Origin of the sequence: Pseudomonas sp. 3296, assembly GCF_031456615.1 — a bacterium.
GTDB classification, from domain to species: Bacteria; Pseudomonadota; Gammaproteobacteria; order Pseudomonadales; family Pseudomonadaceae; genus Aquipseudomonas; species Aquipseudomonas mucoides.
Map to the genome: position 1 here is coordinate 87,318 of NZ_JAVDUY010000009.1, position 21,906 is coordinate 109,223.

Annotated in this window: 28 protein-coding genes; 18 read left to right on the forward strand and 10 right to left on the reverse strand. The window is 59.8% G+C overall.

Translation table 11 applies throughout. The annotated features are described in order from the left end of the window. Nucleotides 1–7 precede the first annotated feature (7 nt). Nucleotides 8–1,468, reverse strand: coding sequence for an MFS transporter (locus J2X66_RS24150; RefSeq protein WP_310269522.1), 1,461 nt, complete (start codon nucleotides 1,466–1,468; stop codon nucleotides 8–10). Nucleotides 1,469–1,756: 288 nt separating this feature from the next. On the opposite strand from J2X66_RS24150, the gene J2X66_RS24155 reads away from it, so the two are divergent. The 7 genes from J2X66_RS24155 (at nucleotide 1,757) to J2X66_RS24185 (ending at nucleotide 7,751) form a co-directional block, all read left to right on the forward strand. After that, nucleotides 1,757–2,533, forward strand: a complete 777-nt coding sequence (locus J2X66_RS24155) for an ABC transporter substrate-binding protein (RefSeq protein WP_310269523.1) — start codon at nucleotides 1,757–1,759, stop codon at nucleotides 2,531–2,533. A 91-nt stretch (nucleotides 2,534–2,624) separates the two neighbouring features. Continuing rightward, nucleotides 2,625–3,314, forward strand: coding sequence for an ABC transporter permease (locus tag J2X66_RS24160; RefSeq protein ID WP_310269525.1), 690 nt, complete (start codon nucleotides 2,625–2,627; stop codon nucleotides 3,312–3,314). A gap of 13 nt (nucleotides 3,315–3,327) precedes the next feature. Beyond that, a complete protein-coding gene (locus J2X66_RS24165; protein WP_310269528.1) occupies nucleotides 3,328–4,026 on the forward strand; it encodes an ABC transporter permease in 699 nt (232 codons plus the stop codon). A gap of 9 nt (nucleotides 4,027–4,035) precedes the next feature. Next, nucleotides 4,036–5,148, forward strand: coding sequence for a M14 family metallopeptidase (locus tag J2X66_RS24170; RefSeq protein ID WP_310269531.1), 1,113 nt, complete (start codon nucleotides 4,036–4,038; stop codon nucleotides 5,146–5,148). Between the two features lie 18 nt (nucleotides 5,149–5,166). Beyond that, nucleotides 5,167–5,931 (forward strand): ATP-binding cassette domain-containing protein, encoded by a 765-nt coding sequence (locus J2X66_RS24175; RefSeq protein WP_310269534.1) that lies wholly within the window; start codon nucleotides 5,167–5,169, stop codon nucleotides 5,929–5,931. Nucleotides 5,932–6,058: 127 nt separating this feature from the next. Beyond that, a complete protein-coding gene (locus tag J2X66_RS24180) occupies nucleotides 6,059–6,967 on the forward strand; it encodes a MurR/RpiR family transcriptional regulator (RefSeq protein WP_310269537.1) in 909 nt (302 codons plus the stop codon). Nucleotides 6,968–7,388: 421 nt separating this feature from the next. Beyond that, on the forward strand, nucleotides 7,389–7,751 hold the full coding sequence (locus J2X66_RS24185; RefSeq protein ID WP_310269541.1) for a DUF6124 family protein: 363 nt from the start codon (nucleotides 7,389–7,391) through the stop codon (nucleotides 7,749–7,751). A gap of 427 nt (nucleotides 7,752–8,178) precedes the next feature. Here the strand turns inward: J2X66_RS24185 and J2X66_RS24190 are convergent, their stop codons facing one another. The 3 genes from J2X66_RS24190 to J2X66_RS24200 form a co-directional block, all read right to left on the reverse strand. After that, nucleotides 8,179–8,334 carry a hypothetical protein gene (locus J2X66_RS24190; RefSeq protein ID WP_310269544.1) on the reverse strand — a complete coding sequence of 52 codons (156 nt, stop codon included), beginning with the start codon at nucleotides 8,332–8,334 and terminating at the stop codon, nucleotides 8,179–8,181. A 162-nt stretch (nucleotides 8,335–8,496) separates the two neighbouring features. Next, complete coding sequence (locus tag J2X66_RS24195) at nucleotides 8,497–9,336, reverse strand: nitrilase family protein (RefSeq protein WP_310269547.1); 840 nt, start codon at nucleotides 9,334–9,336, stop codon at nucleotides 8,497–8,499. Beyond that, the gene (locus J2X66_RS24200) at nucleotides 9,333–10,832 is read right to left on the reverse strand and encodes a cytosine permease (protein ID WP_310269550.1); all 1,500 of its coding nucleotides are present in this window, start codon (nucleotides 10,830–10,832) and stop codon (nucleotides 9,333–9,335) included. Before J2X66_RS24200 ends, J2X66_RS24195 begins: the two co-directional genes overlap by 4 nt. Nucleotides 10,833–10,979: 147 nt before the next feature. Between J2X66_RS24200 and J2X66_RS24205 the strand changes: the two genes are divergently transcribed. Further along, nucleotides 10,980–11,882: a LysR family transcriptional regulator gene (locus J2X66_RS24205; RefSeq protein WP_310269552.1), complete on the forward strand. Its 903-nt coding sequence runs from the start codon at nucleotides 10,980–10,982 to the stop codon at nucleotides 11,880–11,882. A gap of 458 nt (nucleotides 11,883–12,340) precedes the next feature. Here J2X66_RS24205 and J2X66_RS24210 read toward each other — a convergent pair whose 3' ends face one another. From J2X66_RS24210 to ggt, 3 genes are all read right to left on the reverse strand, one after another. Then, nucleotides 12,341–12,523, reverse strand: a complete 183-nt coding sequence (locus J2X66_RS24210) for a hypothetical protein (RefSeq protein ID WP_310269555.1) — start codon at nucleotides 12,521–12,523, stop codon at nucleotides 12,341–12,343. A gap of 169 nt (nucleotides 12,524–12,692) precedes the next feature. Next, the gene (locus J2X66_RS24215; RefSeq protein WP_310269558.1) at nucleotides 12,693–13,226 is read right to left on the reverse strand and encodes a cysteine hydrolase family protein; all 534 of its coding nucleotides are present in this window, start codon (nucleotides 13,224–13,226) and stop codon (nucleotides 12,693–12,695) included. A gap of 68 nt (nucleotides 13,227–13,294) precedes the next feature. Then, nucleotides 13,295–15,022 (reverse strand): gamma-glutamyltransferase, encoded by a 1,728-nt coding sequence (gene ggt, locus J2X66_RS24220; RefSeq protein ID WP_310269562.1) that lies wholly within the window; start codon nucleotides 15,020–15,022, stop codon nucleotides 13,295–13,297. 149 nt (nucleotides 15,023–15,171) lie between these two features. On the opposite strand from ggt, the gene J2X66_RS24225 reads away from it, so the two are divergent. Continuing rightward, on the forward strand, nucleotides 15,172–15,687 hold the full coding sequence (locus J2X66_RS24225; protein WP_310269564.1) for a methylated-DNA--[protein]-cysteine S-methyltransferase: 516 nt from the start codon (nucleotides 15,172–15,174) through the stop codon (nucleotides 15,685–15,687). 7 nt (nucleotides 15,688–15,694) lie between these two features. Here the strand turns inward: J2X66_RS24225 and J2X66_RS24230 are convergent, their stop codons facing one another. After that, entirely contained in the window at nucleotides 15,695–16,288 is a 594-nt protein-coding gene (locus J2X66_RS24230; RefSeq protein WP_310269567.1) for an NUDIX domain-containing protein, read from the reverse strand. A 125-nt stretch (nucleotides 16,289–16,413) separates the two neighbouring features. Continuing rightward, nucleotides 16,414–16,851: a hemerythrin domain-containing protein gene (locus J2X66_RS24235; protein WP_310269570.1), complete on the reverse strand. Its 438-nt coding sequence runs from the start codon at nucleotides 16,849–16,851 to the stop codon at nucleotides 16,414–16,416. Nucleotides 16,852–16,977: 126 nt separating this feature from the next. Here J2X66_RS24235 and J2X66_RS24240 point away from each other — a divergent pair, with 126 nt between their 5' ends. Then, a complete protein-coding gene (locus tag J2X66_RS24240; RefSeq protein WP_310269573.1) occupies nucleotides 16,978–17,403 on the forward strand; it encodes a GNAT family N-acetyltransferase in 426 nt (141 codons plus the stop codon). A 128-nt stretch (nucleotides 17,404–17,531) separates the two neighbouring features. Here J2X66_RS24240 and J2X66_RS24245 read toward each other — a convergent pair whose 3' ends face one another. Then, the gene (locus tag J2X66_RS24245; protein WP_310269577.1) at nucleotides 17,532–17,882 is read right to left on the reverse strand and encodes a hypothetical protein; all 351 of its coding nucleotides are present in this window, start codon (nucleotides 17,880–17,882) and stop codon (nucleotides 17,532–17,534) included. A gap of 141 nt (nucleotides 17,883–18,023) precedes the next feature. On the opposite strand from J2X66_RS24245, the gene J2X66_RS24250 reads away from it, so the two are divergent. The 8 genes from J2X66_RS24250 (at nucleotide 18,024) to J2X66_RS24285 (ending at nucleotide 21,847) form a co-directional block, all read left to right on the forward strand. Then, nucleotides 18,024–18,272: a hypothetical protein gene (locus J2X66_RS24250; RefSeq protein ID WP_027925145.1), complete on the forward strand. Its 249-nt coding sequence runs from the start codon at nucleotides 18,024–18,026 to the stop codon at nucleotides 18,270–18,272. Nucleotides 18,273–18,292: 20 nt separating this feature from the next. Continuing rightward, nucleotides 18,293–18,622 carry a DUF6388 family protein gene (locus J2X66_RS24255; RefSeq protein ID WP_310269584.1) on the forward strand — a complete coding sequence of 110 codons (330 nt, stop codon included), beginning with the start codon at nucleotides 18,293–18,295 and terminating at the stop codon, nucleotides 18,620–18,622. A gap of 25 nt (nucleotides 18,623–18,647) precedes the next feature. Beyond that, a complete protein-coding gene (locus J2X66_RS24260) occupies nucleotides 18,648–19,352 on the forward strand; it encodes a YoaK family protein (protein WP_310269587.1) in 705 nt (234 codons plus the stop codon). A 115-nt stretch (nucleotides 19,353–19,467) separates the two neighbouring features. Continuing rightward, nucleotides 19,468–19,860 carry a sulfurtransferase complex subunit TusD gene (tusD, locus tag J2X66_RS24265; protein WP_310270270.1) on the forward strand — a complete coding sequence of 131 codons (393 nt, stop codon included), beginning with the start codon at nucleotides 19,468–19,470 and terminating at the stop codon, nucleotides 19,858–19,860. A 1-nt stretch (nucleotide 19,861) separates the two neighbouring features. After that, entirely contained in the window at nucleotides 19,862–20,224 is a 363-nt protein-coding gene (gene tusC / locus J2X66_RS24270) for a sulfurtransferase complex subunit TusC (RefSeq protein WP_310269590.1), read from the forward strand. Beyond that, nucleotides 20,224–20,517, forward strand: a complete 294-nt coding sequence (gene tusB / locus J2X66_RS24275) for a sulfurtransferase complex subunit TusB (RefSeq protein WP_310269593.1) — start codon at nucleotides 20,224–20,226, stop codon at nucleotides 20,515–20,517. Before tusC ends, tusB begins: the two co-directional genes overlap by 1 nt. Further along, on the forward strand, nucleotides 20,514–20,849 hold the full coding sequence (locus tag J2X66_RS24280; RefSeq protein ID WP_310269596.1) for a TusE/DsrC/DsvC family sulfur relay protein: 336 nt from the start codon (nucleotides 20,514–20,516) through the stop codon (nucleotides 20,847–20,849). Before tusB ends, J2X66_RS24280 begins: the two co-directional genes overlap by 4 nt. Beyond that, complete coding sequence (locus tag J2X66_RS24285) at nucleotides 20,846–21,847, forward strand: glycosyl transferase family protein (RefSeq protein ID WP_310269599.1); 1,002 nt, start codon at nucleotides 20,846–20,848, stop codon at nucleotides 21,845–21,847. Before J2X66_RS24280 ends, J2X66_RS24285 begins: the two co-directional genes overlap by 4 nt. Nucleotides 21,848–21,906: the final 59 nt, after the last annotated feature.

A 21,906-nucleotide genomic window follows, 5' to 3' on the forward strand; every position in this document is an offset into this window, starting at 1 on the left:
TCCCCGCTCAATCCCCAGCCTGCGACAAAGGCCTGGCCACCTGCTCCAGCGCTTGACGCTCCGACGCCACGCCCCAAACCGCTTGTACCCCCGCCGCCACACACATCAGCGCGGCACCTATCAAATATCCAATCAACAAACTGCTGCGCTGCTGCGTCTGGATCAGTTGGCCAAACAACATCGGCCCGATGATGCCGCCCAAGCCAGTGCCAAACGCGTAAAACACGGCGATGGCCAATGCACGGATTTCCAACGGGAAGGTTTCTGCCACCGTCAGGTAGGCCGAGCTGGCCGCTGCCGAGGCGAAAAAGAAGATCACCATCCACGCCGCCGCTTGTTGGGTCACATCCAGCCAACCCTGCTGGAAGGCATAGCCACTGAGCGCCAGCAAGATCCCGGACGTCGCGTAGGTGAAGCTGATCATCACGCGCCGGCCGATCACGTCAAACAGGCGCCCCAACAACAGCGGCCCGCAGAAATTGCCCAGTGCCAAGGGCAATACATACCAACCGACCTGCTCGACCGGCACCTGGTAAAAATCGGTGAGCACCAGCGCGTAGGTGAAAAAGATCGCGTTGTAAAAGAACGCCTGCGCGGTCAGCAGGGTCATCCCCACCAACGCCCTGCGGGTAAACCGGATGAACAGGGTATGGAAGATCTCCGCCAGCGGCGTATGGTCCCGCGCGTGCAGGCGCAGCGGTTTACTCGTCACCGCCGGCAGCTCATGACCTTGATCGCGCAGACGCGCTTCGATGCCTTCGACGATGCGTTGCGCCTCATCGTGCTGACCATGGATCAGCAACCAGCGCGGGCTTTCCGGCAGCCACAGGCGCATCACCAGAATCACCAGCCCCAGCGCGGCGCCGATGCCGAAGCACAGGCGCCAGCCCAGATCGCCGCCGACCACCTGAGGGTCCAGCAAGACGATAGCCCCGCCGGCGCCCAGCGCTGCGCCCAACCAGAAGGTGCCGTTGATGGTCAGGTCGACCCAACCGCGAAAGCGTGCCGGGGTGAATTCCTGGATGGTCGAATTGATCGCCGTGTACTCGCCGCCAATGCCCATGCCGGTGAGGAAGCGGAACAGCAGGAAGCTTTCCAGGTTGAAGGAAAACGCCGTCGCCGCCGTGGCACCGACATACAGCCATAACGTCATGAAGAACAACTTGCGCCGCCCCAGGCGATCGGTCAGCCAGCCGAACAGCAAGGCACCGAGCACGGCGCCGGCGATGTAGACACCGCCGGCCAAGCCAATATCAAAGTTGCTCATGCGCAGGTCGGGGCTGTTTTTCAGCGCCCCGGACACCGAGCCGGCCAGCGTCACCTCCAGACCGTCGAGCAACCAGGTGATGCCCAGCGCGACCACCAGCAGAGAGTGAAATCGGCCCCACGGCAAGCGATCCAGGCGTGCTGGAAGATCGGTTTCGAATATCGCGCCGGGGTTGCGGCTAAACAGCTGTTGGTGGGTCATCGCCACTTCATTGTTATGGGCAGGGCATTGAGGGTTAGGAGTTAGGGCCGGGATTGGGAGTTCAAAATTCTGTTGCCGTGATACCTCGCTGAATCAGCCCCAGTACCTGCCCCGACCGGGTTCTGATGCGTTTCGCCACGCGCCAAACTGATACGTTTATTTTCAGATGTGTTGCATATGGATTTTTATTGTGTCATTTATAGTCTCGCCGATCACAGGACTGATCCACCGCGCCAACCCGGATGGCGGGCACCCGTTCCCTCAAATGCCCTCCAAGGAGTCAACAAAATGAACAAGACAGAACTTCTAGGTGCCCTGGCGCTATGTGCCTTCAGCTTCCTGGCACATGCCGATGACGACAGCCTGCGAATCGGTATCGAAGCCGCCTACCCACCCTTCTCCTTCAAGACACCCGAGGGCAACGTCAGCGGGTTCGACTACGACATCGGCAACGCCTTGTGCGAAGAAATGAAGGTCAAGTGCGAGTGGGTCATTCAGGAGTTCGACGGCATGATCCCGTCGCTCAAAGTGCGCAAGATCGACGCCGTGCTGTCGTCGATGTCCATCACCGAAGACAGGATGAAGTCCGTGGACTTCAGCAAAAAGTACTACCACACACCGGGCAAGTTCGCGATGAAGGCCGGCAACGTGATCAATGACCCGCTGGTGGACTTGAAGGGCAAGAAAGTCGGCGTGCAACGCTCCTCGACTTACGATCGTTTTGCCACCGAGCAACTGGAAAAGGCCGGCGTCGTCGTGGTGCGTTACGGCTCACAGAATGAGGCTTTCCTCGACCTGGCCTCGGGCCGTCTGGACGCCACCCTCGCCGACATCGTCAACACCGATGAGAGCTTCATCAAAACACCGGCAGGCCAAGGCTTCGCCCTGACAGGGCCGGACATCAACGACCCGAAATACTTTGGTCGGGGTGCCGGGATCGCCGTGCGCAAAGGCGACAGCGCCAACGTTGCGCGCCTGAGTGCCGCGATTGACGCCATTCGTGCCAACGGCAAATACCAGCAAGTGATGGCCAAGTATTTCGCGTTCGATATCTACGGCGAGTAAGCCCAACCGTTAGCCCCGGCGCCGGCCCTTGGCAGGCGTCACTCGGGGCTTGTCTTGCGCGCCTCGCGGCGCTCGCTTGAGGAACTTCATCATGCTTCACGGCTACGGATCGAGCATTCTCGATGGCGCCTGGCTGACCATAAACCTGGCGTTGACGTCCATGTCCCTGGCGATTGCCCTGGGGCTGATCGGCGCGGCATTACGACTGTCACCGTTCAAATGGCTGGCCCTGCTCGGGGAAAGCTACACCACCCTGATTCGCGGCATTCCAGACCTGGTGCTGATCCTGCTGATCTTCTACGGCGGCCAGGATCTGGTGAACCGCATGGCCCTGGCGCTCGGTTACACCCGCTATATCGACATCAACCCCTTTGTCGCGGGCGTCTGCACCATGGGCTTCATTTTTGGCGCCTACCTCTCGGAAACCTTTCGCGGCGCCTTCATGGCAATCCCCAAAGGTCAAGCCGAGGCCGGTGTGGCCTATGGCATGGGCGGTGCGCAGGTGTTCTGGCAAATTCTGGTGCCGCAGATGATTCGGCTCGCCATTCCCGGGTTCACCAACAATTGGCTGGTACTGACCAAATCCACCGCGCTGATTTCGGTGATCGGCTTGCAGGACATGATGTTCAAAGCCAAGAACGCAGCGGATGCCACACACGAGCCGTTCACGTTTTTCCTCGCGGTGGCGGCGCTGTACCTGATGCTCACCAGCCTGTCCTTGCTGGTGCTGCGCTACCTGGAAAAACACTACTCGGTCGGCATCAAAGCCGCCGAATTGTGAGGGGGAACCACCCATGATTCTCGACTACAACCTGATCTGGGAAAACCTGCCGCTGTACTTCAATGGCGCCTTGTTGACCCTCAAAGTCTTGCTCATTTCCCTGGCCCTGGGTTTGGTATTGGCGATACCCCTGGCACTGATGCGGGTTTCGCGATCGCCACTGATCAACTTTCCGGCCTGGCTCTACACCTACGTGATTCGCGGCACACCGATGCTGGTGCAATTGTTCCTGATCTATTACGGCCTGGCGCAGTTCGAAGCCGTACGCCAAAGCGTGCTCTGGCCTTACCTCTCCAGTGCCACCTTTTGCGCCTGCCTGGCCTTCGCGATCAACACCAGTGCCTACAGCGCAGAGCTGCTGGCCGGCAGTTTGAAAGCCGCGCCCCCAGGCGAGATCGAAGCTGCGAGGGCGATGGGCATGTCACGCCTGACCCTGTATCGCCGCATTCTCCTGCCGTCGGCCTTGCGCCGGGCATTGCCGCAGTACAGCAACGAAGTGCTGATGATGCTGCAAACCACCAGCCTCGCGTCCATCGTCACCCTCGTCGACATCACCGGAGCCGCGCGGACTGTCAGCTCACGGTTCTATTTACCGTTCGAGGCGTTTATCACCGCCGGCCTCATCTACCTCGTCCTGACTTTCATTCTGGTGCGTCTGTTCAAGCTGGCCGAGCGCCGCTGGCTGGCGTATCTGGCACCGCGCAAGCACTAAGGAGCTGCTATGGAGCACATTCAACACCGCTTGCCGTGGAGTGCATCGGGCACCGAACGCACACTGACGCTGTTTCGTTTTGGCAGTGGCGCACGCAAAGCGTACATCCAGGCTTCATTGCATGCCGACGAACTGCCGGGGATGCGCGTCGCGGTCGAGCTCAAGCGCCGTCTTCTGGAACTGGAAGCACAAGGCCGCCTGAGCGGGGTGATCGAGTTGGTGCCCCTGGCCAATCCGATTGGCATCGCCCAGATGTTCCAGGCCACCCATCAGGGGCGCTTTGAATTCTCCAGCGGCAAGAACTTCAATCGCGACTTCCCGGAGTTGGTTGATGTGGTTGCACCGCTGCTGGAAGGCCGATTGGGAGACGATGCCGCCGCCAACATCGCCCTCATCCGCCGTGCCATGGGCAATGCACTCGCGGCCATGCCGGCGCCGGCCTCGGAACTCGACGGCCTGCGCCGCCTGCTATTGCAGCATGCCTGTGACGCCGATGTGGTGCTGGACCTGCACTGCGATTTCGAATCGATCATGTTGTTGTATGCGATGCCGCAACACTGGCCACGCCTGCAATCACTGGCCGCACGCCTCGGCGCCGGGGTCACGCTGCTGGCCGAAGGTGCGGGCGGCAGCGCCTTCGACGAGGCCTGCGCCATTACGTGGTTACACCTGGCCGAGCGGTTTCCTGAAGCCAATATTCCCCTGGCGTGCGCGGCCACCACCATCGAACTGCGAGGCATGGCAGACACCGAGCGCGAGCAATGCGTCGACAGTGCACACGCCATCCTCGGCTATCTCGCCGATCAAGGCCTGATCAGCGGTGACTGGCCGGCGGCACCGCCGAGCCAATGCCAAGCCGTCCCATTCGCCGGCGCGCAGTACGCCTGTGCGCCCCATCCGGGTGTGGTGAGTTTCCTGCAACCGCTGGGCGCACACGTCAAGGTCGGCGATCCGCTGTTCGAAGTCATCGACCCGCTGACCGACCGCCATAGCGTGGTGCGCGCCAGTACCGACGGCATTCTTTATGCCCGCGAACGGCTGCGCTTTGCCCAGCCTGGATTGTGGCTGGCCAAAGTTGCCGGCTCTACCCCCATTCGCCAGGGTCGCTTGCTCAGCGACTGATTCCAGAGAGTTCAAACCATGTACAAACTTGAAGTTCAGGACCTGCATAAAAGTTACGGCGCGCACCAGGTGCTCAAGGGCGTGTCCCTGCAAGCTCAGGCCGGTGACGTGATCAGCATCATCGGTTCCAGCGGCTCTGGCAAAAGTACGTTCCTGCGCTGCATCAACCTGCTGGAGCAACCCAATGCGGGCAACATCGTGCTCAATGGCGAACCGCTCAAACTGGTGACCAATAAACTGGGCGGGCTGAAAGCGGCCGAACCCAAGCAGTTGCAACGCATGCGTTCGCAGCTGTCGATGGTGTTTCAACACTTCAACCTCTGGTCACACATGAGCGCGCTGGAAAACGTCATGGAAGCCCCGGTGCATGTGCAGGGCCTGGGCAAGAAAGAGGCCCGGGAAAAGGCCGAGCACTACCTTGCCAAAGTCGGTGTGGCGCACCGCATGAACGCCTGGCCGGCGCACATGTCCGGTGGCGAGCAGCAACGCGTGGCCATTGCCCGCGCACTGGCGATGGAGCCGCAAGTGATGCTGTTTGACGAGCCGACGTCGGCGCTCGACCCCGAACTGGTCGGCGAAGTGCTTAAAGTCATGCAGGATCTGGCGCAGGAAGGCCGCACCATGGTGGTGGTGACTCACGAAATGGGCTTTGCCCGCGAGGTGGCCAACCAACTGGTGTTCCTGCACAAGGGCGTTGTCGAAGAACGCGGCGACCCGCGTGAGGTGCTGGTCAATCCGCACTCCGAACGCCTCCAGCAGTTTCTGGCTGGGAGCCTGAAATAACACCGCCGCTCACCCCTCCACTGCTCGGCGCTGCCCCGACAAGGTTGGCTTCGGATACACTCCAGCCAACCTTGTCAGGGCATCAGGCACAGCCCTTCTCTCACCTTCAGGAAATGTTGAGCTGGATATGCCCACCCCATCGAAAGACACCACCGTCTACGCCGCGCCGGTCATGCGAAAACTGACGGAAATCGTTGCCGAACTGCCGCCGTCACTGCGCAAGGTCGCGGACTTCATCCTGCGCCACCCGCTCAAAGCCGCGACCCTGACCATCGAGGAAATGGCTCACGAAACATTGACCTCACCCGCCGCCGTCAACCGTCTGGCCAAAGCGCTGAACCTCGGTGGTTACAGCGGCATGAAGGCCGAACTGGTCGCCACGTTGCAGCAGATGGTGTCGCCGGTCGACAAATTGCGCAACGAACTGGCCCATCGCCCGGGCGGCGCATTTGGCTTGCATGAACAACTCCAGAGCGCCAGCAGCAACCTGGCCACGGCAGTGACCAACAACCACGCCGACACCTTTGAAGCATTCGTCACGCGCCTGACCACGGCACGTAAAATCTACATTCTGGGGTTCGGCAACAGTGTTTACTTCGCCGGCCTCGCCGCCTCCACCCTGATGCCCTTCTGTGCCGACGCCACGGCCATCAGCATGGAGGGCGGCAACGAAAACGCCGCGTACCGACTGGCCGCGATCACCGACCAGGACGTCTTGCTGGCGATCTCCCTGCCGCGCTACTCCCTCGACACCCTGCAACTGGCACGCTTCGCCAATGAACGTGGCGCATCGGTGCTGGCCATCACCGACTCACCCGCCTCGCCCCTCACCGGCATTGCCGAGCACACCCTGTTTGCGCCGTGCGATCACCCCGTACTGACCAGTTCCAACATCGCCGTGCTGGCCTTGATCGAAGGCCTGGTCGCCGGCGTGATGGCGCGCAATAAAGAGGCGGTGAAACTGGCGACAGAGTTGACTGAAAGCGTGATGTCGTACCTGCATATGCCTAACAGCGGTAAACCAGTGAGAAAGTGATTTCGTTGGTTTTTGCCTGATGGATCGGTGTGGGCGTTCTGTTCGATTTTGATGCGCTTAAACGTGTTTCCGGCTGCGCGTTTAAAGACACTCGGTGTAACGTCCTAACGGCTACAACGCCTTGCGTCGTTGCCTACGGGTAAGACAGAATCCGCCGGCTTGTGCGGCTACGGGGTGGGCTATATCGTTTTCCGGTCACTGCAAAACAGTGATCGGGTTTGGTAGCCCGCTTTTAAGTGGTCGCATGACAACACCATATGCAGCCTTGTTTCGGGCTCTGTTTTTTATGGTGGTCATGCGTGGGGCTCCTTCGTGAGCGCCGGGTTTCCCACTTAGACCGGTCTACCAACCCGCGTATGGCCACCACCCTCGTTTGGTAGCAAGGGTGATGGCTCCTTAATGTCTAAGTGGAGCTTCATCAATGATCAAACCAACACCCAACCCACCGGAAACCGATCCGGCATCGCCCTACGAATCGCTCGATTCCAAAAAACTTCACGAAGCGGCCGAACGCGCCCTCGACCACTACCTCAACCCGGCTGCCCAGATCATGGCCGGCAACCACGAACCCGAACCGATGTTCCTCGCCAACCCCAAGTGCAACACCGAATCCCTGCTGGTCAACGCCAGCGAATCACTGGGCTCGGCGACCACGATGCTTAGCAATTTGGCGGCGTTGCTGGAGAACTCGCACCGCAAGACGCTGCTGGGGATTACGCAGGTGGTGATGTTGGGGGAATTGGCGGTGAATCAGGCGTTGGATAAGGTTGAAGTGAAGGAGTAAGGGCTGGACTCTGTGGCGGGGGACTGAGTTCTCGCCACAGAGGGAAAAGTAGTAGGCCCGAATGTGCATGCATAACTTTTCAACTCTCGGGAAAAATCGGATCTGTACAGACTGCTATCGGCCGATTCTGTTGAAAAAGTCTGCCATGGTTTCCACGGCAGAAAAGTACGCGCTTCAGATTGAAATCTTTACTTTAAGCAGAGGATTCCGGGCTCAGATTTCGCGTAGCTGCGCGCAAAAAAGGTGTTTTCAGCAGTCAGTAAGCGGGCAGTCTGGAAGGACCTACTTTTTCAACACAATCGGCCAGAAGCAGTCACTCCAGACATTGCCAGGAACATCCCAAGATCGCGCAAGAAAAACGGGACGCCCTTTGGGCAGTCTTGTAAACACAACCAACCGGTTACATCCGAATTGAATTGCCCTGCACCTACTCCAATTCCTGTGCGGAATACGAAAATTCCGGCCTGCCTAACACTCTTTTTTGTTTTAAGAGTTCATCTCGTTGCTTCATCTGCTCTGGAGTAAGTTTTTTCACTTGCTCTGGAGGCAGGTCTAGAAGTTGCTGTGGGGTTAGGTCTGGCATAACGATCTCCTTCGTAGTCGGGTATGTACTGCTCTAACAGCACTCATACTCTGGCCAGCAGCCTACATTTGTAACTGTAAGAAGTAACAGTCTTTTAGATTTTTCGACGCTATAAATCATTCACAAAAATCATATAAACCAAAACAAGAACGACCTACCGCTTTATCCCCCGACTCCCCCATACAACCCCTCCCGCCGATCCCCATGCAAATCATTGCGCGCACTAATCCGCTTATTCCTCGCCTCCCCCAGATTCACCGTCGCCAACAAAATCCGCTCCCCGCCCTGCTCCGCCGGCCCCGCCACCGGATACCCATCCGCATCCACAATCACCGACCCCTGCACCCAACCCACCCCACGCTCAAACCCATGCCGATCGCACGCCGCAATAAACATCCGATTCACCGAAGCATTCGCCTGCACCCGCACCACTTCCGCCGGACGCTCCGTCAGCGGCCGAGGCCCATCCGGCCAGTTAACCGGCGCACACAGCAAATCCGCCCCCGCCAGTGCCGGCAGCCGCACCCACTCCGGAAACTCCAGGTCGTAGCAAATCAACATCCCAATCCGCCCATGCACCGTTTCAACCACCGGCGGCGCAGCATCACCTGCGGTGAAAACTTCACTCTCCGCATCCCACAGGTGCGCCTTGCGATACACAGCGCGCACCCCTTGGGCATCGATCATCGCCGCGCTGTTGGCCAGTTCGTCACCGTCCAGTCGCTCGCAAAATCCGCCGACCACGACAATGTCCAACTCGCGGGCGAGTGCCGCCCACAGGCTCAAGGCCGGTCCATCGACCGTTTCCGACAACGACAACGCTTCACGGCGGTCATTGAACACATACCCGCTTTGCACCAACTCAGGCAGCACCACAACCTGCGCCCCTTGATGCGCCGCCGAACGAATCGCCCGTTCGGTCAGCGTCCGGTTGAACGCCAGATCGCCAATCTTCGGCGCCACTTGGCAACAGGCGACCACGGTGTTTTTTGCAGTGTTCAACGCACCTCCTCCATCGTCGGTTGGGTCATGGCAATGATGTCGCTCTCGGTAATCGCGTCGATAACCCGGCGTTCCGCCGCAAGGTCCAGCGAGCGGCTGAGGATGAAGTACGTCAGGCCCGACACCGCCAGTCCCACCAGCCAGGCGATGTCTACGCCTTCGAGCATGCGGGCCAGCGGACCGACAAACACTTCTTTGCCTGCCGCCGCATCAAAGATGTAGAAGAACGGCACCATGGCGGCAAAGCCGATCAGGTACGAGACGATGCCGCGAAATTGCCAGGCGCCGTAGATGCCGGTTGGTGTGAAGAAGTGCGGGATGGCGTAGCGGCCTTTGCGTACGAAGAAGTAGTCGACCAAATTGACGGCGGTCCAGGGCACGAGGAAGTACAGGAGCAGCACGAGGAAGGTGTTCAGCAATGCGATGCCGTCGCCTTTGATCGACAGCACGCAGGTCAGCAGGATCACGCTGATCGCGGTGATGGACAGGATTCGGGCGCGGGGTGTCGGGGTGATTTTCTTGATCGAGTCGGCACCGGTGAGCAGCGTCAGCATGGCGCTGTAGGTGTTGAGCGCGATGATCGGCAGGAAGCCCGCCACCGAGACGATCACCAGCACGTTGCCCAGCCCCGGAATCATCGACGAGCCGACCTGGTTCAGCGCCACCAACGCATCCACCGCTTTCAACTGCTGGGCCAGCCACGCGCCTAGGCCGATCATCCAGCTGCCGGACAGCGAGGCGCCGATGAACACGGCGGCGATCAGTTTTGGCCGGCTGGTGTTTTTCGGCAGGTAGCGGGAGTAGTCGGACACGTAGGGCGCATAGGAAATGTTGTAGCTGGCGCCGATGGCGAACAGCGTGGCGAAGGCGACCCAGTTGAAGCCAAGGTCCGTCGCCGGGGTGACGCCCTCCTGGCCGGCGCCGAACATCAGGGCGATGGTGACCAGCGCGTACAGCGGCAAGGTGGCGAGCAACGCCCATTTGAAGGCTTTGTGCATCAGGTCGTGGCCGTAGATCGACAGCAACGCGCCGATGAGCACCACCGCCACCGCGACAATCGTCGGGTCGATGCCGAACACATGTTCGAGGCCGTTCATGATCAGCGAGATGTTCACCACGTTGAAGCCGACGAACACAAACATCGTCGCCATCAAGGCCAGGATCACCCCGCGATAACCGAACTGGGCGCGGGACTGGATCATTTGCGGCAGGCCCATTTCCGGACCTTGCGAGCCGTGGAAGGCCATGAAGATGGTGCCGAACATGATGCCGAGCGCACCGGCCAGCATCGTCCACAGCGCCGACAAGCCGAGGCTTGGGCCGACAAAACCGATGGAGATGGTGAAGAAGTGGAAGTTGCCCAAGAACCAGAAAGGCCCCTGGCTGCTGAGTTTGGCGTGACGTTCGCTTTCCGGAATGTAATCGATCGAGTGGCCTTCGATGGCCAACCCGCTGCTCGCTTCGAGGGCGTGCGCAGACTGTGGGGACCCTGACATACGAATGTTCCTATGCTGGTGATTGTTGTTTTTATGGGCAAAGCGCCGGTTTCATTGCAATGTAGGGCGTCGGTCAGGGCGGTAAAATATCGCAGGCGCACTGTTTACATAGATCGGCGTCTATGTGGTGAACATCGGAGGCAACACATGCTGGGCACTGTATCGGAACTGGATCTGCGTTTGATCCGGGTCTTTCTGACCGTCGTCGAGGCCGGGGGAATCTCGGCCGCGCAAACGGCACTCAACACCACACAACCCACCATCAGCGCGCAATTGGCGACGCTGGAAGCGCGGGTCGGGTTTCGTCTCTGCGAGCGTGGGCGCGGCGGGTTTTCGGTGACGCCCAAGGGCGGCCAGTTTGTTGAAGCGGCCCGTCGGTTATTGGCGGCGGCCGAGGGCTTTCGGGTTGAAGTCCAGCACATCAATCGCAAGGTGTCGGGCACGATCAACATTGGCTTGCTCGGTCAAATCGATCCGTCCGCCAACAAGAACATTGCCCTGGCGATTGCCCGTCTGCGCTCGCGCCATGAGGGGCTGTATTTCCACTTCACCGAGCTGTCGTCCTCGCTGCTGGAAGAGAAAATCATCAATGGCCACATCGATCTGGCCATCGGTTATTTCTGGCACCGTTTGCCCAACATCGATTACTTCCCGCTGTTCCAGGAAACCCAGATCGCCTACTGCGCCCCCTCGCATCCGCTGTTCGATCACGTCGGCGCGCTGAGCCGCGAGGACGTGCGCGATTACGACTGGGTCTGGCCCAGCCACCCGTTGCCGGAAATGCCCGCGCCCACGTCTATCGAACGCTTGACGGTGCTCACTGACAGCATGGACGGCGCTGCCCTGCTGATTCTTTCGGGTCAGCATTTGGGCTTTCTGCCACAGCATTACGCAGCCAAGCACGAGCAGCTGGGGCAGTTGCATCCGCTGAATCCTGAGCTGCTGCGTTATGAGGTGGGTTTCCATGCGGCGGTGCGACATTCGGCGCGGCAACGGGAGGTGGTGAGTGCGTTTCTGGCGGAGTTGATCGGGATTTTTGCAGCCGGGTGAGGTCATCAACAGCCGAAAGCCAAGTGAGTTGTTGAGTACTTTAGAAAACGTCTGATTGTTTTATGTTTATGAGGTAACGGCTTCACGCCAGCGCCGGTTTCGCCGGTCAGTCCGATGGCGGCTCATTTGGTTGAGCCTTCCGGTTACCGCCCCTCAATCACTGTATCTGCGCCACCCCCAACGCAACTCGTAGCTTCTGGGTTTCAGTCGGGGGGCGGCGGCGCGCCACTTTGCCAATGAAGTGGCGTTAGGCATGAATGGCGTCCCATCGGTAGGCGCCTTGGCCAACCTGGGCTATATACGCAGCCAAACACAACCAGGTCTCAAGCTGTACATCATCCCTTCAGAGCTACAGGCGCGCGCCAGGTCATGCGTAGTGCCCTCACAAAAGACTGCCCAGCCTTTGGGGAGGCGAATGCTTTGCGGGGACGAAAATAGATCGTCCCCCTTTCACACACTTACTGTTCTTCAAGCACACCGAAGCGCAGGTTGTTGGCCACGTAATCCGGATGGAAGACATCATGATCGAGCTGGAACAGTGCTTTGTTCTGCCGCACGCGCTCGTTCTCGTTGAAGGGTTCGTCGGGCCTCACGCCTGTTAGCTCGGCGAGAAGATCGCCAATCAGTTGTTCTACGCTCATATTATTGTTCTCTTACGACTGAAGGTTGTGCGGTCGAGCCGCCGAATTGCGGGGCTTGCGGCGCAATTCGTGAAGAGAATTTAATAGGCGGGGACATCAGCGATTTTTCAATTGGCGACAGCGCTTTCTCATTTCATGACAATTTGTTTCCGTTGATCCGGCAGTGCGTTCAGATGCGGATTTCCCCCGCAGGCATGACGTCAATCCGCGCCACTGAACCGGTCAGGTGCGCCAAATCCTTGTTGTACTCGGCGATGATGTCTTCGGCGGTGAGGTTACCGTTGTCGATGGTAGAGTGCGCGTCCTGCGCCAGCACCACGTCGTAACCCAGTTTCAGTGCCTGGCGCACGGTCGCGTTGACGCAGTAATCGGTTTGCAAACCACAGATGATCAGGCGCTCGAAGTCCTCTCTTGGCAGCAGCTTTTCCAGGTTGGTCTGGTAGAACGAATCAGGTGTGGTTTTGCGTACGCGCAGATCCTCGGGCGCGGTCTCAAGCCCTTCAGCCAGTTGCCAGCCGGCTGACTCATGCACCGACGGCCCGTCCTCCTCCTCATGCTGTATGAAAACGACCGGCACCTTGGCTATCCGGGCCCGGATGCTCAGGTGGTTGATGTTCTCGATAACGCGGTTGATCTCAAAGCACTCGTACTCGCCAGAGCACAGCGCCTGCTGGACGTCGATGATTAACAGTGCAGTAGCCATGATTCGTTCCTTGAACAATCAGTGGATCAGGGGACGAAAATAGATCCGTCCCCTTTCAAACACAACCGCTAGTAGCCGAGTGACAACCCGGTGTTGCGACGCGGGTCGTTGGCGCCGTAGAAGCGGTTTTTGCCGACAGGTTTACCTTCCAGCGAAGGCGCACCCACCAGGATCGCCGCTACGTGGTTGGCGTCCTGTGGCCCGGCAAATTTATGCCCCCAGCTTTCGAGGATCTTCACCGTGTCCGGGCTGGTGGTGAAGGTCTCCAGGTTGGTTTCTTCCGGCAACCATTGCTGGTGGAAACGCGGGGCGTCGACCGCTTCCTGGATGTTCATGCCGTAGTCGATCACGTTGAGCATTGTCAGCAAGGTAGCAGTGATGATGCGACTGCCGCCTGGAGTGCCGACGACCATCACGACCTTGCCGTCCTTGGTGACGATGGTCGGGCTCATGGACGACAGCGGCGCCTTGCCGGGGGCAATGGCGTTGGCCTCCCCTTGCACCAGGCCGTACATATTCGGCACGCCGATTTTCGAGGTGAAGTCGTCCATTTCGTCGTTGAGGATGACCCCGGTTTTGCTGGCCATGACGCCGGCGCCGAACCAGTCGTTGAGGGTGTAGGTCATCGACACCGCATTGCCCCATTTGTCGACGATGGAGAAGTGCGTGGTGTTGCTGCCCTCATGCGGCGCTACGCCGGGTTTGATGTCGCGGGACACGCCGGCCTTTTGCGGCTGGATCGCAGCGCGCAGTTTGGTGGCGTAGTTTTTGTCCAGCAAATGCGCGATTGGGTTTTTCACGAAATCCGGGTCGCCGAGGTAGCTGTTGCGGTCCACATAGGCGTGGCGCATCGCTTCGATCTGATAGTGCATGCCTTGGGCCGAGTGATAACCAAGGTCTTTCATTGGGTAACCGTCAAGGATGTTCATAATCTCGCAGATCACCACCCCGCCGGAGCTTGGCGGCGGTGCCGAGACCACGTGGTAACCGCGATAATCGCACTCGATGGGCGCCAGTTCGCGGGTTTTGTATTTGTCGAGGTCGGCCTGGGTGATGATGCCTTTGTTGGCCTGACTGGAGGTGACGATGGCGTCGGCGACCCAGCCTTTATAGAAACCGTCGGCGCCCTTCTCGGAAATTTCCCGCAGGGTTTTGGCCAGGTCCTTTTGCACCAGTTTTTGCCCGACTTGCATCGGCTCGCCGTTGCTCAGGAAGATCGAGCCGGAATCCTTCATGTCTTTCTTGAACACGTCGGTGGCGTAGTCGAGCAAATCGACATCGCCCTGCTCCAGGGCAAACCCGTCTTCGGCCAGTTTGATCGCCGGGGCGATCACTTCCTTGCGCGGCTTGGTGCCGTACTTGCTCAGCGCCAGTTCCATGCCGGACACGGTGCCCGGCACGCCGACGGCCAGGTGGCCACGGGTACTGAGGTCAGGGACGACATTGCCTTCTTTGTCGAGGTACATGTTAGCGGTGGCGGCCAGCGGGGCTTTTTCACGGAAATCGAGGAAGGTCTTGCGCCCGTCCGCCAGCTGAATGGTCATGAAACCGCCGCCACCGAGGTTGCCCGCTGCGGGATACACCACCGCCAGCGCATACGCCACCGCAACGCCGGCATCCACGGCATTGCCGCCGTTCTTGAGCACATCAACGCCCACCTGGGAGGCCAGGTGCTGGGCCGTGACCACCATGCCGTTTTCGGCCGCGACGGGGGCTACGGAGGCGGCATGGGCAGTGAGGCAGCAGAGCGCCAAGGAGGTCGCGATGAGCGATTTGGCAAAAGGTTCGTACTTCATGAGTCGGTCTCTTTTTGTTTTTAGGGTCTGAAAAAAGCAGAGAAAACGTTTCAAGAGCAGAAGGCAGTATGGCTCGGATTACACATTGCGCCTCCCTGTCGAGGCAGTATGCTGGGGCTCTGTTCAGCCCTTCTGCGGAGTCCGCCAGCATGACCTACACCTTCACCACCCTGGCGTCTCCGGTCGGCGAACTGAAGCTGGTGGCGAAAGAGTCGAGACTGGCGGCCATCCTCTGGGAAAACGACAAGCCGAACCGGGTGCGACTGGGCCCGATGCACGAAGCGCCGGACAACCCGATCCTGGTGCGCGCCGCTCAGCAGTTGCGGGAATACTTTGCCGGCACCCGAAACTCGTTCGATCTGGAGCTGGATTTTGTCGGCACCGATTTTCAGAAGAAGGTCTGGCAGGCCCTGCTGACCATCCCGTTCGGCGAGACACGCAGCTACAGCCAGATTGCCGAGCAAATCGGCAACCCGAGCGCGGTTCGGGCGGTGGGTGCGGCGAATGGCAAGAACCCGATCTCGATCGTTGCACCCTGCCATCGGGTGATCGGCGCCTCGGGCAAGCTCACCGGGTTTGCCGGTGGGCTGGAGGCGAAAGAGCGCTTGCTGACGCTTGAAGGGTGCGAGTGGTCAGGCGCCAGCCGAATGGATGACCTGTTTTGATGGGGGCTTATTCAGCCGAGAAAATGTTCTTCATCGCCGCATATTGCAGCAGCATGATGGTCTTGGCGTCGCAGATTTCCCCGCGATAAAACGCTTCAAGCGCCTCGTCGAAGGCCCACTCCAGCACTTCCAGTTCTTCGGTCTCTTCCTCCAGCCCGCCGCCCTCGCTGACTTTCGACGTGGCGTCGTACTCGGCAATAAAGAAATGCAGCTTTTCAGTGACCGAGCCGGGGCTCATGTACGACTCGAAGATTTTTTGTACGTGGTGCACGCGATAACCGGTTTCTTCCTCGGCTTCGGCGCGAATGCGTTCTTCCGGCGCCGCCCCTTCGAGTAATCCAGCAGCCACTTCAATCAGCAAGCCGTCATGGCCGTTGACAAACACCGGCAAGCGGAACTGGCGCGTCAGCACGACCGTGCGCTGCTCGCGGTTGAACAACAGAATCGCCGCGCCGTTGCCCCGGTCGTAGACCTCGCGGGTCTGACGTTGCCAGTCGCCGTTGTTGCGCTGATAGTCGAAAGTGATTTTCTTCAGCAGGTACCAGTCGTGGGACAACACCTGGGATTCGATAATGTTGACCCGTTCGGCTGTGTTCGCCATGGCACCGCATCCTTTTTCATGAGAAGCGCCCATGGTAGGCGAAAACGCAAAAGCCCGGCATCCCCGGCAATCCTGTCCACTTAAGAAAATCTCGCGGCAAACGCAAACCTGTGGCGAGGAACGCCTCAGGAGAGTTGCGCCTTGTATTCTTTTTCATACTGACCGGCGAGGGTTTCTTTCTGATTGTCATCGAGCAGTTTGCCGGCCATCTGGAAGAACTTCTGCTCTTCCTCTTTCAGGTGGTGATGAACCTTCTCGGCCAACTTCTTTGCGGTCGCCAGCCAGGCCGGGCTGGACATCTCGGTCTCGTCCAGTTCCTCCATCATTTCGTCCATTTCGTGGTGCTCGGCGATGGCGTGGCGGCTCAGGTCGACGCCGTTGTCGAACGCCATCAGCGGAATATAGAAATGCCGCTCCTCGGCGGTTTCGTGGGCCTGGAGTTCGGACTTGAGTTGTTTGTAAGCCTCGACCCGCTCCGGGGTGTCGCCACTGGTTTTGATCAGCGCATCGGCATAGCTGCGTTGGCGTTCGTGGCTTTCACGCAAGGCTTCGAAAATATTCACGGGGTGTCCTCATTGACCGCGTTCTGAAGTGACGCTGTTTAGGCTAGACCTCCGCGCGACGGCGACGGTTCCACAATGACCGCGAGCACGCTAGGCTGGCGGATCATTGCCAAAAGGATGTCGCTCATGACCCTGCGAATCGAACAGTCGCAAAACCCCACGGAGGCAGAACGTGAGGCGATCCTCATACCGCTGCGCGCCTACAACACCGCGCAGGCTGGCCCCGGCAATCCGCAACCGCTGGCGTTGCTGGTGCGCGATGACAACGGCGAGATTCTCGGCGGGTTGTATGGCCGGTTCTTTTACCAGTGGTTGTTTATCGAGTTGCTGTCGGTGCCTGAACAGGCTCGGGGACAGGGTTTGGGCTCGAAACTGATGCAGATGGCCGAAGACCTGGCGCGGGAAAAGAAATGCGTGGGGATCTGGCTGGACACCTTCGACTTTCAGGCGCCGGAGTTTTACAAACGGCTCGGTTACAGCGAATTGGGCCAGATTGCCGACTACCCGCCGGGCCACAAACGCCACTTCTTCCAGAAACGCCTGATCAACTGAGCAAAACACAAACCTCTTGGGAGTGAGCCTGCTCGCGATGGCGTCGGGTCAGTCAACACTGTTGTTGAATGTAATGCCGCTATCGCGAGCAGGCTCACCGCTACAGGGGGTACTGCGTCAGCTCAGGTTCAGAGGCAAGTCGCCAACGCCGCCAAACGGCGCTTGGCCACAAAATCATCATGCTGCGCGTAGTAACTGATCACGGTGCCGGACGCATCGGTGGTCACGTCGATAAAGGATTCCGCCGACCGCGTGTAAACCGTCGAACCGCCCTTTTTACCCGGCTGCAAATACGCGCCGGCGTCCACGCCAAACACCGCCTCGTCCTGCCAGGAAAACTGCACGCACTGGGCCACGACCATTTGCGGCTTGTTCGAGTTCAGGATTTTGTACGGGGCCTTGGTGCGAGCATCGTCCATCACCGAGCCCGCGCATCCCGCCAGCAACGTTACGGCCAGCGCCACCATCAGAATTCGCATTACGTTCGCTCATCAAGAAAAAGCGGACTGTATCACCGTGGCGCGGCGTTTCGTTCTGCTTTACTGCATTTATACCGCGACACCGCGTAACGATTCGCGCACCCTGTCGCGCCATAAACACCGCCTTTTTCTGGAAACCCCATGACACCCAACGCCGAATTCTACAAACCAACCCCTGAATACGCCGACAAGCTGATCAGCCAGATTGGCCAGACACCGTCCTGGATTGCCAAGCGCATTGGCGTCACCGACAAGCGCATCCGTTACATCCTCGATGGCGAACGCACCGTCAAAGGCGAGACCACGCCGATCAAGATGACCTACACCGAGCAGTTCGCCCTCGAATGCCTGGCCGCCGCGGCCAAGGCCAGCAAGAAACAATCTTCGTAACCCGTTATCAAGGAGCGACCATGGCGGCAACCGAACAGCAACACGAGCAGGCGCTGAAGAAGTTTCTCGATGAGCGCCCTGAACTGCGCGACGAACTCGACAACCTCAACCCGCTATTGGCCCAGGCCAAGGGTGAGACTGCGGCGCAGTACCGCGACGGGCGATTGCACGAAGCGTTCGAAGCCGAAGCGGAATGCCAGGGACTGTTCGCCTGGGAGCTGACGTTGCTTCTGACGGCCGCCACACCACAGGACTACGAAGCCCATCGCCGGGAAGTGCACAAGGAAGTCGCCGAGATGGCCGGCATGAATTGGCTGGACTATTGCGAGTTATACGGGATAGAACCGTAACCCCTGCACAAGGATGCCCGCACCGATGCTGCCTTCCGCCTCCTCAACCCACGCCAGCCCCGGCCACCTGCACACGCAAAAGTGGCGCGGGCGCATCGGCATGACGCTGGTGGCCATGCTCTCGGTCCTCGCCGGCATGACCGACGCCATCGGCTTCATGGCCAGCGGCGATTTTGTCTCGTTCATGAGCGGCAACACCACGCGGCTCGCCGTGGCCATCAGCGCCGGCGATCTGGGGCTGACCGGACGTTTGCTACTGCTCGTGGCCACGTTCATCGTCGGCAACGCCCTGGGCATTGTCGTCAGCCGCCTCGGCAGGCGACGGGCGCTGCCCTTGATGCTGACCGTCGCCGCGCTGCTCTGCGCGGCCGCTACCTGGCCTTACGACGAACAATTGCCCGCGCTGCTGGCGGCGATCATCGCCATGGGCATGCTCAATGCCGCCGTTGAGGAAGTGAACGGGCTGCCGGTCGGCCTGACCTATGTCACCGGCGCCCTCTCGCGCTTCGGACGCGGATTGGGGCGCTGGATGCTCGGCGAACGGCGCAATGGCTGGCGCGTGCAATTGATCCCCTGGACCGGGATGTTCGTCGGGGCGATCCTTGGGGCGGTGCTGGAACATCATCTGGGGCTTCAGGCCTTGTTCGCCAGCGGATTGCTGGCGGGGGTGCTGGGGGTGGTGTCGTTGAAAGTTCCGCGGCGGTGGCAGTTGGGGTATATGCCGCGCTGATTCAGGTGTTGCCTGTTAGACCGCTATCGCGAGCAGGCCCGCAAAGACAACATCGATTTAGCCGCCCCGCCGATAAAGCTTTATCATGGCCGCAGTTTCGCTGATCGAGTCCGTCATGAAGTTCGCCATCGCGCTGTTTTCCGCCGCCCATGCGCCCTCCTCGCGCCGTGCCCTGTTGTTTGCCCAGGCTGCGCTGGCCGGTGGGCATGAGATTGTCCGGCTGTTTTTCTATCAGGACGGCGTCTACAACGCGTCCGGCAGCGTGGTCACCCCGCAAGACGAGCTGGACCTGCCCAAGCAATGGCGCGGGTTTGTCAGCGAGCATCAACTGGACGGCGTGGTGTGTATCGCCGCCGCCCTGCGCCGTGGCGTGTTGAATGAGGAAGAAGCCGGGCGTTATCAGCGCGACGCGGTTGCCGTGGGCGCGCCGTGGGAATTGTCCGGCCTCGGTCAGTTGCACGACGCGGTGCAGGACGCTGATCGCTTGATCTGTTTCGGAGGCGCGTGAGATGCCTAAATCCTTGCTGATTATCAGCCGTCAGGCGCCATGGTCCGGACCTGACGCGCGCGAAGCGCTGGACATCGTATTGGCGGGTGGTGCTTTCGATCTGCCGATCGGCCTGCTGTTTCTCGATGACGGTGTGTTTCAGCTCGCCGCGAATCAGGACGCCAAGGCGCTTCAACAAAAAGACCTGAGCGCCAACCTCCAAGCCTTGCCGATGTTTGGTGTCGAGCAATTGTTCGTCTGCGCTGCCAGTGCCGCAGAACGTGGGCTGGACCCATCCGGTTTCTCGCTGGAAGAAGCCAAGGTGCTGACCGCCCACGATATCACCGCCCTTATTGACCGTTACGACCAGGTGATCACCCTCTGATGTCGACTTTGCATGTGTTGTCTCATTCCCCGTTCGGCGACGATCGCCTGAGCAGTTGCTTGCGCGTGATCGGCACCAACGATGCGCTGCTGCTGAGCGGCGACGCGGTGTACGCCCTGCAACCCGGCACCGCCCCGTTCAGCACGCTGAAGACTCGCGGCCTGACACTGTTCGTACTGGCCGAGGACGTTCAAGCCCGGTCCATTGAGACGCCAGACTGGGCCAAGGCCATCGATTACCCGGCCTTCGTCGATCTGTCGATTCACTACGACAAGGTCAACAGTTGGCTATGAACTCCCTGACAGTCGGCGCTCGCGCCATCGCGCTGGACAAGGACGGTTTCCTGGTCGAACTGAGCGACTGGTCCGCTGACGTCGCCAGCGCCCTCGCTGCGGCCGAAGACATTGAGTTGAGCCCCGAGCATTGGGAAATCCTCGAACTGCTGCGCCGTTTCTATGAAGAGTTCCAGCTGTCGCCGGCCACCCGCCCGCTGATCAAATACACCGCGTTGAAGCTCGGCCCGGAAAAAGGCAACAGCCTGCACCTGAACCGACTGTTCAAAGGCACCCCTGCCAAACTCGCCGCGAAACTGGCGGGCCTGCCCAAACCGACGAATTGCTTATGACCGACTTCCCAGCGCTGACCCTCGAAACACCCGCCGAGCACCCATTCGCCCAGTTCGTGCGAATCCTCGGCAAAGGCAAACGCGGCGCCCGCGACCTGACGCGTGAAGAAGCCCGCGAAGCCATGGGCATGGTGCTCGACGACAAGGTCGAAGACACCCAGCTCGGGGCGTTTCTGATGTTGCTGCGACACAAGGAAGAAAGCGCCGAGGAAATGGCCGGTTTCACCGAGGCCCTGCGCGAACGTTTGCAGGCACCTGACTTGAAGGTCGATCTCGACTGGCCCACCTATGCCGGCAAGAAACGCCATCTGCCGTGGTACCTGCTCGCGGCCAAATGCCTGGCGCAGAACGGCGTACGCATTTTCATGCACGGCGCCGGCGCGCACACCGCCGGACGGCTGTACAGCGAACAACTGCTGGAAGGACTGGGCATTCCACTGTGCCGCAACTGGCAACAGGTGGGTGCGGCGCTCGAAAACGGCGGCCTGGCGTTCATGCCGCTGGTGGATTGGGCGCCGCAACTGCAGCGCATGATCGACCTGCGCAACACCTTGGGCCTGCGCTCGCCGATCCATTCCCTGACACGCATCCTCAATCCGTTGGGCGCCCGTTGCGGCCTGCAAAGTATTTTCCACCCCGGCTATCAGGCGGTGCACCGCGATGCCAGCGGCTTGCTGGGCGACACAGCGATTGTGGTGAAGGGTGACGGCGGCGAGATCGAGATCAACCCGGACGCCGACAGTCACTTGTACGGCACCACCGGCGGTGAAAGCTGGGACGAAGAGTGGCCGCAACTGTCGGCCCAGCGTCACGTCAAACCCGCCGCCCTCGACCCTGAACATATGAAGGCCGTGTGGCGCGGCGATGTGGTCGACAGCTACCCGCAAATGGCCCTGATTTCGACCATGGCCTTGGCGTTGCGCGGGCTCGGTCAATCCCGTGATCAGGCGTTCGAAACCGCCCAGCAGTATTGGGATGCGCGCGACAGATCGATTTAACCGATCATAACTGCCCAACCTTTGCGCTATTTGTTCGAACTGATGGGCATAGACTCCTC